Here is an 8714-nt window from a genome sequence, read left to right as displayed (position 1 = left end):
GGGGCTGCCGCCCCCAGCCCCCCGCGTCGGCCCTGAACGGGCCTCGTCCTCAAACTCCCCCAGAGGGGGGACCCCCAGACGGGCTGGATGGTGCCGACCTGCGTCGAGACATGCCGGTGGTCGCCGTCGCCGGTGGTGCCGCCTTTACCTTCTCCTACGCCGAGCACGCCGAGCTGCTCGCCGCCGCCGGAGCCGAGGTCGTGGTCTTCGATCCGCTCCGCGACGAACAACTGCCCGACGGGACCGCCGGGTTGGTGATCGGCGGGGGGTTTCCCGAGGTGTACGCCGCCGAGCTGTCCGCCAACGAACCCCTGCGCAAGGCCGTCGCGACGCTCGCCGAGAGCGGTGCTCCCGTCGCCGCCGAGTGTGCCGGGCTGCTGTATCTGTGCCGTGCGCTGGACGGGCGGCCGATGTGCGGGGTGATCGACGCCGACGCCCGCATGTCCGAGCGGCTCACGCTCGGGTACCGGGACGCCGTCGCGGTCGGCGACAGCGTGCTCGCGCCCGCCGGGACGCGGATGCGGGGGCACGAGTTCCATCGGACCGTCGTCGAGCCGGGGGCGGGGGCGGCTCCCGCGTGGGGCGTGCGCGGCTCCGACAGGCGGGTCGAAGGCTTCGTACAGCAAGGTGTGCACGCGAGTTATCTGCACACGCACTGGGCGTCCGAGCCCGGTGTCGCCCGTCGGTTCGTGGAGAGGTGCCGGACGTCATGAGCAACAGCAGGCTGATCGGGGTCGGAGTGGGACCCGGCGATCCGGAACTCGTCACCGTCAAGGGCGTCAACGCGCTGCGCGCCGCCGATGTCGTCGTCGTGCCCGTGATGGCGGCACCCGACGGGAAGGACGGTGGCGAGCCGGGCCGGGCCGAGGCGACCGTGCTGCACTACGTGCCCGCGGAGAAGGTCGTCCGGGTCGTGTTCGCGCTGAACGAGCGCAGTGACCGGCAGCGGCGCGAGTCCGCCTGGGACGCGGCCGGGACGCGGGTCGCCGCCCTGCTCGGCGCGCACTCCGTGGTCGCCTTCGCCACCATCGGCGACCCGAACGTGTACTCGACGTTCACCTATCTCGCGCAGACCATCGCCGAGCTCGTCCCGGGGACCGTCGTCGAGACCGTGCCCGGCATCACCGCCATGCAGGACCTCGCGGCGCGCTCCGGGGCCGTGCTGACCGAGGGCACCGAGCCGCTGACCCTCGTGCCCGTCACCGCCGGGTCCGCCGTGCTCAAGGACGCTCTGAACGGGCCCGGGACGGTCGTGGCCTACAAGTTCGGGCGGCAGGCGGGCGAGGTCGCCGAGGCCCTGCGGGAGACCGGGCGGCTCGGCGACGCGGTGTGGGGGTCGGCGCTCGGGCTGGAGAGCGAGTCCATCCGGCCGGCCGCCGAGCTCGACGGGGCCCCGCTGCCGTACCTCTCGACGCTCATCGCGCCCGCGCGGCGCGGCGGCGGACGGGGCGGCAAGTTGTGACAGCCCCCGCAGCGCCCGCAGTGCCCGGCTCAGGCGGCCAGGCCCACCACCAGCCAGATGAACAGCACGCCCGCGACCGTGAACAGCAGGGTCGAGCGGGCCGGGTGTTCGTGGTGGGCCTCGGGGAGGATCTCGGCGGCCGCGAGATAGAGCAGTACGCCGCCGAAGAGACCGAGATAGCCGCCGAGCAGGCCCTCCGGGATGGTGACGAACGCCGTGGATGCGGCGCCGATCACCGGGGCCGCCGCGTCCGCGAACAGCATGGTCATGGCCTTGCGGCGGGCGTTCCCGTACAGGCTGGTGATCGTGTACGTGTTGAAGCCGTCCGCGAAGTCGTGGGCGACCACGGCCAGGGCGACCGCCGCGCCCATGCCGCCGCCGACCTGGAAGGCCGCTCCGATCGCCACGCCGTCCATCGCGCTGTGACCGACCATCGCCGCGGCCGCCGTCAGCCCCACCTCGGGAGCCCGGTGGGAGTGCTCATCACCGCCGTGCGAGGCCTGGCGGGCGGCGAGGGTGCGCTCCACGAGATGGGCGAGCAGGAAGCCGCCCACGAAGAGCAGCAGGGCCGCGGGCACGCCGAAGATCTCGTCGCTGGCCGCCTCCAGTGCCTCCGGCAGCAGATCGAGGCCGACCACCCCGAGCATCAGTCCGCCGGCCAGGCCGAGGACCAGGTGGCGACGGTCGGTCACCCGCTGTGCCGTCCAGCCACCGGCCAGCGTCATCAGGAACGCGCCGAGCGCGACGAAGACCGCCATGGGGACTTGTTATCCGATCAACGGCCGTTCGCGCACATCGGACGGCCACGGCGACAGTACCCGTGACACTTTTGTACAGAGAGGACCCGATTTCCATGGCCGATGCCCCCACCGGCAAGGTGACCTTCGTCGGTGCCGGCCCCGGCGCCGCCGATCTGCTGACGTTCCGTGCCGCGCGCGCCATCGCCGAGGCCGACGTCGTGATCTGGGCGGCGAGCCTGGTCCAGGCGGAGGTCCTCGAACACGCGCGCGAAGACGCGGAGATCCTCGACTCGGCGACCATGTCCCTGGAGGACGTCGTGGCCGTCTACGAGCGCGCGCACGCCGAGGGGCTGCGCGTCGCCCGGATCCACTCCGGCGACCCGGCCCTGTGGGGCGGCACGCAGGAGCAGCTCGACCGGTGCGCGGGCATCGGCATCGCGACCGAGGTCGTCCCGGGCGTCTCCGCGTTCTCCGCCGTCGCCGCACTCGCCCGGCGCGAGCTGACCATCCCCGAGGTCGCGCAGTCCGTGGTCCTCACCCGGCTCGGCGGCGGAAAGACGCCGATGCCGCCCGGCGAGGAGGTGCGCGAGTTCGCGCGGCACGGCACGACCATGGCGGTCTTCCTGTCGGCGGCCCGCAGCGGGCAGCTGGTACGGGAGCTGCTGGAGGGCGGCTATCCGACCTCCACGCCGGTCGTGGTCGCCTACCAGGCGACGTGGCCGGAGGAGCTGCTGGTGCGGTGCACGATCGGCACGCTGGAGGAGACGGTCAAGGAGCACAAGCTCTGGAAGCACACCCTCTTCCTGGTCGGCCCGGCGCTGGACGCCGAGGGCACGCGCTCGCACCTGTACCACCCCGGCCACTTCCACGGCTACCGCAAGGCCGACCCGGCGGCCCGCCGGGCGCTGCGCGAGCGGGGGGCGAGTACGTGAGCGGCCCGATCACGGTCGTCGGTACGGGGACGGGGGCGCCGCTTCCCGCCGACGTGCTGGACGGGGCCCGGCTGGTCGTGGGCGGCAGGCGGCATCTCGAAGCGGCCCCGGTGCCGCACGACGCCGAGCAGCTCGTCCTGGGCCCGTTGGCGCCGGCCCTGGACGTCATCGAGCGGCACCTGGAGAAGGGGGGCCGCGTCGTCGTGCTGGCCTCCGGGGACCCCGGGTTCTTCGGGATCGTGCGGGCGCTGGCGGAACGGTTCGGAGCGGACCGGCTGGACGTACGGCCGGGGGTGTCCTCAATCGCCGCCGCCTTCGCCCGTGCCGGGCTGCCCTGGGACGACGCGGTGGTGGTCAGCGCCCACGGCCGGGACCTGCGCACGGCGGTCAACGCGTGCCGGGCCCGTCCGAAGGTGGCCGTGCTGACGGGCCCGGGCAGCGGCCCCGCCGAACTCGGAGCCGCTCTCGGGCCGGACGCCCGGGTCCTGGTCGTCGCCTCCGCGCTCGGTTCCGCCGGGGAGCGCATCGAGCGGGTCACGCCCGCCGAGGCCGCCGGCCGGGAGTGGGGGACGGACGTCAGTGTCGTGCTGTGTCTCGACGAGGCCCGGGTGCTCGGCGGTGTCCGGACGGTCGCGGGGGCCGACGCCGGTCCCGCGCGCTGGGCGCTGGACGAGGGCGAGTTCGCGCACCGGGACTCGATGATCACCAAGTTCGAGGTGCGGGCCCTCGCGCTGGCCCGGCTGGGGCCGCGGCTCGGCGAGCTGGTCTGGGACGTCGGCGCGGGCTCCGGCTCCGTGGCCGTCGAGTGCGCCCGGTTCGGCGCCGCCGTCACCGCGATCGAGAAGTCCGAGGACGGCGTCGGACGGATCCGCGCCAACGCCGCCGCGCACGGCGTGGAGATACGGGTCGTGCACGGCTCGGCGCCCGCCGCGCTGGACGGACTCGACGACCCCGACGCCGTGTTCGTCGGCGGCGGTGGGCGCGAACTGCCCGCCATCGTCACCGCCTGCGCGCGCCGCGCCCGGCGGACGGTCGTGGTCGCGATGGCGGCCCTGGACCGCGTCCCGGCCGCCCGTGAGGCCCTCACCGACGCCGGGTTCGACTGCGACGGCGTGCTGCTGCAGTCCTCCCGGCTCGCGCCGCTGCCCGGTGACGTGTCCCGGCTGGCGGCGACCAATCCCGTTTTCCTGCTGTGGGGAGTCAGAACTCCCGTCCGTCGAGAAGGAGTCGCTCAGTGATCGGCCTCATTTCCGCCACCGCGGCGGGGACGGCTGCGCGGGACCGGCTGGCCGCCGCGTGGCCGGACCGTACGCGCGTGTACGAGGGTCCCGTCGGGGACGCCGTACGGGCCGCGTTCGCGGAGTGCGAGCAGCTCGTGTGCTTCCTCGCCACGGGGGCGGTGGTACGGCTCCTGGCGCCGCTGCTGGGTGACAAGACGACCGACCCGGGTGTGGTGTGCGTCGACGAGGGCGGGCGGTTCGCCGTGTCGCTGGTCGGCGGGCACGGGGGCGGGGCCAACGAACTCGCCGTCGAGGTGGGCGAGTTGCTGGACGCCCAGCCCGTGGTGACGACGGCGACCGACGCCACCGGCGTGGCGGGCCTGGACACCCTGGGGCTGCCGGTGGAGGGCGCCGTCGCGGCTGTCTCCCGGGCGCTCCTCGACGGCGAACCGGTCGTCCTGGACGCCGAGGTGAGCTGGCCCCTGCCGCCCCTGCCGGTGGCCGCCGAGGGGTCCCACGTCATCCGTGTCACCGACCGCGCGGCCCAACCCGCCGAACACGAGGTGCTGTTGCGCCCGCCGTCCCTCGTCGTCGGCGTCGGCGCCTCGAAGGGCGCGCCCGTCGAGGAGGTGCTGGGACTGATCGAGGACGCGCTGCGGAACGCGGGACTGTCCGTGCAGTCCGTCGCCGAACTCGCCACCGTCGACGCCAAGTCGGACGAGCCGGGCATCGTGGAGGCGGCGCGACGGCTGGGGGTGCCCCTGGTGACCCACAGCGCCGAGGAGCTGGCGGCGGTCGAGGTCCCCCATCCCTCCGCCGCGCCCCTCGCAGCCGTCGGCACCCCGTCCGTCGCCGAGGCCGCCGCGCTCGCCGGAGGCGGTGAACTCCTCGTCCCCAAGCGGAAGTCGGCGCGGGCGGACGGACACGCCTCCATGGCGACCTGCGCCGTCGTACGACGTCCCGCACGCGGCCGGCTCGCGGTGGTCGGGCTCGGTCCCGGTGCCCGCGACCTGCTCACCCCGCGCGCCAAGGCGGAGCTGCGGCGGGCCTCCGTGCTCGTCGGGCTCGACCAGTACGTCGACCAGATCCGCGACCTGCTGCGCCCCGGCACCCGGATCCTGGAGTCGGGGCTCGGGGCCGAGGAGGAGCGGGCGCGGACCGCGGTGGCCGAGGCGCGCAGGGGACAGGCAGTCGCCCTGATCGGCAGTGGTGACGCGGGCGTCTACGCCATGGCCTCGCCCGCCCTCGCCGAGGCGTCCGACGACATCGACGTGATCGGCGTGCCGGGCGTGACGGCGGCGCTGGCGGCCGGGGCGATCCTGGGGGCGCCGCTCGGGCACGACCATGTGTCGATCAGCCTCTCCGACCTGCACACCCCGTGGGAGGTCATCGAGCGCCGGGTACGGGCCGCCGCCGAGGCGGATCTCGTGGTCACCTTCTACAACCCCCGCTCCCGGGGCCGGGACTGGCAGCTGCCCAAGGCGCTCGCGATCCTCGCCGGGCACCGCGAGCCGACGACGCCGGTCGGTGTCGTACGCAACGCCTCGCGGCCCGACGAGTCCAGTCGGCTGACGACGCTGGCCGCGCTGGATCCGGCGACCGTCGACATGATGACGGTGGTGACCGTGGGCAACACCGCGACCCGCGACATCGCGGGGCGCATGGTCACGCCCCGCGGCTACCGCTGGCAGGAGGCCGCGTCATGAGCGACTCCGTCGCGGGGCGAGTGCACCGTGTCGTCCACCCCATCGAGGTGGAGTCCTACCGGCGGATGCGCGCCCGGCTGGACACCTCGCACTTCCCGCCGCTGACCCGGGCGGTGGTGGAGCGGGTCGTCCACTCCGCCGCCGACCTCGACTACGCGACCGACCTCGTCATGGACGAGGGCGAGTTGGCGAGGGCGCACGCGGCGCTGCACGCCGGGGCGCCGGTCGTGGTCGACGTCGAGATGGTGGCCGCCGGGATCACCCGGCGCGAGACCGTCTGCCGGCTCCGGGATGCCAAGGCCGGTCCCGGGCTGACCCGTTCGGCGCACGCGATCCGGCTCGCGTACGAGCAGGTCGGCCCGGGCGCCCTCTGGGTGATCGGCAACGCCCCCACCGCGCTGGAGGAGTTGCTGACCCTGGACGCGGACCCGGTGCTCGTCATCGGCCTGCCCGTCGGCTTCGTCGGCGCGGTCGAGTCCAAGGCCGCGTTGCGCGAGAGCGGGCTGCCCGCCGTGAGCAACGTGTCCGAGAAGGGCGGTTCGGCGGTGGCCTCCGCCGCTCTCAACGCCCTGCTGTACCACCCCACTTCACCGTCCGAGGAGACATCGTGACCACCCCGCCGCCCGCCCTGCTCATCGCCGGTCACGGCACCCGGGACGAGGCCGGAGCCGAGGCGTTCCGCGACTTCGTGCGGGAACTCGGCCGCCGTCACCCCGAGCTGCCCGTCGCGGGCGGCTTCATCGAGCTGTCCCCGCCGCCGCTGGGCGAGGCGGTGGCCGAGCTGGTGGAGCGGGGCGTACGGCGGTTCGCGGCCGTGCCCCTGATGCTGGTGTCCGCCGGACACGCCAAGGGCGACATCCCGGCCGCGCTGTCCCGCGAGAAGGAACGGCACCCGGGGATCTCGTACACCTACGGCCGCCCGCTGGGCCCGCACCCCTCGCTGCTGGCGGTGCTGGAACGCCGGCTCGACGAGGCGCTCGGCGCGGGCGGCCCCGAGGACCGGGCCGAGGTGACCGTGCTGCTGGTCGGGCGCGGCTCGACGGACCCGGACGCCAACGCCGAGGTGCACAAGGCGGCGCGGCTGCTGTGGGAGGGGCGCGGGTACGCCGGGGTGGAGACGGCGTTCGTGTCGCTCGCGGCGCCGGACGTGCCGGACGGGCTCGAGCGGTGCCGGAAGCTCGGGGCGCGCCGGATCGTCGTCCTGCCGTACTTCCTGTTCACCGGCATCCTGCCGGACCGGGTGAGGCGGCAGACCGAACAGTGGGCGGCCGCGCACCCGGAACTCGACGTGCGGTCCGCCGAGGTCATCGGGCCGGAGCCGGAACTGCTGGACCTGGTGATGGAGCGGTACCGGGAGGCGGTGAAGGGCGATCTGCGGATGAACTGCGACTCGTGCGTGTACCGGATCGCGCTGCCGGGCTTCGAGGACAAGGTGGGGCTGGCGCAGCAGCCGCACTTCCACCCCGACGACGACGGCCACCATCACCACCACGGGCATCACCACCACGGCGGACACGCGCATGCCCACTGAACACGACCTGCGGCACCACGGCGACGCCGAGGTGCGTGACGACGGCGCCACGCTCGTCGACCTGGCCGTGAACGTCCGCGCGGACACGCCCCCGGTATGGCTCCGGGAGCTGATCGCGGGCTCGCTGGGGCGGCTGGCCGCCTACCCGGACGGGCGGGCGGCCCGGGCGGCGGTGGCGGCGCGGCACGGGGTGCCGGTGGAGCGGGTACTGCTGACGGCGGGGGCGGCGGAGGCCTTCGTCCTGCTCGCCCGTGCGCTGAAGGTCCGTCAACCGGTCGTGGTGCACCCGCAGTTCACCGAGCCGGAGGCGGCGCTGCGGGACGCCGGGCACACCGTGGACCGGGTGCTGCTGCGGGAGGAGGACGGCTTCCGGCTGGGTCCGGGAGCGGTTCCCGAGGACGCGGACCTGGTGGTGATCGGCAACCCGACCAATCCGACGTCGGTGCTGCATCCGGCCGACACGATCGCCCGACTCGCCCGCCCCGGGCGGACGTTGGTGGTCGACGAGGCCTTCATGGACGCGGTGCCGGGGGAGCGCGAGGCGCTGGCCGGGCGGACCGACGTGCCCGGACTCGTCGTCCTGCGCAGCCTGACCAAGACGTGGGGTCTGGCCGGGCTGCGCGTCGGATACGTCCTCGCCGCCCCGGAGACCATCGCCGAACTGGAGCGCGCCCAGCCGCTGTGGCCGGTGTCCACGCCGGCGCTGGCCGCCGCCGAGGCCTGTGTGGCGCCGCGGGCGCTGGCGGAGGCGGCCCACGCGGCGCACCGCGGCGCCGCCGACCGGGCCCATCTGGTCGCCGGGCTCGGCGAGTTCGCACCGGACGGGCTGCGGGTCGTCGGGCCCGCCGAGGGCCCCTTCGTCCTCGTCCGGCTGCCTCGGGCCGCCGCCGTGCGCCGCCACCTGCGCGACCTGGGGTTCGCGGTGCGGCGCGGCGACACCTTCCCGGGGCTGGACGAGGAGTGGCTGCGGCTGGCGGTACGGGACCGGGTGACGGTGAACAGGTTCCTGCAGGCACTGGACCAGGCGATGACGCTGGCGGGGCGGTGACGTCGGGGATTCCGTGCGGCCTGGGTTCCTCGCCCCCGCCGCCCCTACCCGTCCCGTCCCCAGGAGCTGCCGTCC

Annotated in this window: 8 protein-coding genes and 1 pseudogene; 8 read left to right on the top strand and 1 reads right to left on the bottom strand. The window is 74.7% G+C overall.

Annotation, left to right across the window (positions count from 1 at the left end):
- Both GRC12_RS38330 and cobI read left to right on the top strand, forming a co-directional pair.
- A pseudogene (locus GRC12_RS38330) lies at window positions 1-713 on the top strand (cobyrinate a,c-diamide synthase); the annotation flags it as partial.
- Window positions 710-1462: a precorrin-2 C(20)-methyltransferase gene (gene cobI, locus GRC12_RS38325; RefSeq protein WP_244374416.1), complete on the top strand. Its 753-nt coding sequence runs from the start codon at window positions 710-712 to the stop codon at window positions 1460-1462. The pseudogene GRC12_RS38330 and the gene cobI, both read left to right, overlap by 4 nt.
- Before the next feature lie 29 nt (window positions 1463-1491).
- Here the strand turns inward: cobI and GRC12_RS38320 are convergent, their stop codons facing one another.
- Entirely contained in the window at window positions 1492-2220 is a 729-nt protein-coding gene (locus GRC12_RS38320) for a ZIP family metal transporter (RefSeq protein ID WP_208784917.1), read from the bottom strand.
- A 95-nt stretch (window positions 2221-2315) separates the two neighbouring features.
- On the opposite strand from GRC12_RS38320, the gene cobM reads away from it, so the two are divergent.
- The 6 genes from cobM to cobC are packed head-to-tail and all read left to right on the top strand — an operon-like array spanning window position 2316 to window position 8639.
- Complete coding sequence (gene cobM / locus GRC12_RS38315) at window positions 2316-3134, top strand: precorrin-4 C(11)-methyltransferase (RefSeq protein WP_208784915.1); 819 nt, start codon at window positions 2316-2318, stop codon at window positions 3132-3134.
- The gene (cbiE, locus tag GRC12_RS38310; RefSeq protein WP_308286730.1) at window positions 3131-4372 is read left to right on the top strand and encodes a precorrin-6y C5,15-methyltransferase (decarboxylating) subunit CbiE; all 1242 of its coding nucleotides are present in this window, start codon (window positions 3131-3133) and stop codon (window positions 4370-4372) included. Before cobM ends, cbiE begins: the two co-directional genes overlap by 4 nt.
- On the top strand, window positions 4369-6060 hold the full coding sequence (gene cobJ / locus GRC12_RS38305) for a precorrin-3B C(17)-methyltransferase (RefSeq protein WP_208784913.1): 1692 nt from the start codon (window positions 4369-4371) through the stop codon (window positions 6058-6060). Before cbiE ends, cobJ begins: the two co-directional genes overlap by 4 nt.
- Before the next feature lie 20 nt (window positions 6061-6080).
- Window positions 6081-6671 (top strand): precorrin-8X methylmutase, encoded by a 591-nt coding sequence (locus GRC12_RS38300; protein WP_208784921.1) that lies wholly within the window; start codon window positions 6081-6083, stop codon window positions 6669-6671.
- Window positions 6668-7591 carry a sirohydrochlorin chelatase gene (locus tag GRC12_RS38295; RefSeq protein ID WP_208784910.1) on the top strand — a complete coding sequence of 308 codons (924 nt, stop codon included), beginning with the start codon at window positions 6668-6670 and terminating at the stop codon, window positions 7589-7591. Before GRC12_RS38300 ends, GRC12_RS38295 begins: the two co-directional genes overlap by 4 nt.
- Window positions 7581-8639 carry an Rv2231c family pyridoxal phosphate-dependent protein CobC gene (gene cobC / locus GRC12_RS38290; protein ID WP_208784908.1) on the top strand — a complete coding sequence of 353 codons (1059 nt, stop codon included), beginning with the start codon at window positions 7581-7583 and terminating at the stop codon, window positions 8637-8639. Before GRC12_RS38295 ends, cobC begins: the two co-directional genes overlap by 11 nt.
- The last annotated feature ends 75 nt before the right edge of the window (window positions 8640-8714 follow it).

The sequence above is a fragment of the Streptomyces griseorubiginosus genome (assembly GCF_017614965.1).
Taxonomy (GTDB): domain Bacteria; phylum Actinomycetota; class Actinomycetes; order Streptomycetales; family Streptomycetaceae; genus Streptomyces; species Streptomyces griseorubiginosus_B.
Note: the sequence above shows the minus strand (reverse complement) of the source record. Positions and strands in the feature narration are given on the sequence as shown.

What these genes read in the sequence shown, in the direction of transcription:
- cobC (WP_208784908.1), top strand. Translation starts at nt 7,581, where the DNA reads ATGCCCACTGAACACGACCTGCGGCACCACGGCGACGCCGAGGTGCGT.
- GRC12_RS38320 (WP_208784917.1), bottom strand. Translation starts at nt 2,220, where the DNA reads ATGGCGGTCTTCGTCGCGCTCGGCGCGTTCCTGATGACGCTGGCCGGT.
- cobI (WP_244374416.1), top strand. Translation starts at nt 710, where the DNA reads ATGAGCAACAGCAGGCTGATCGGGGTCGGAGTGGGACCCGGCGATCCG.
- cobM (WP_208784915.1), top strand. Translation starts at nt 2,316, where the DNA reads ATGGCCGATGCCCCCACCGGCAAGGTGACCTTCGTCGGTGCCGGCCCC.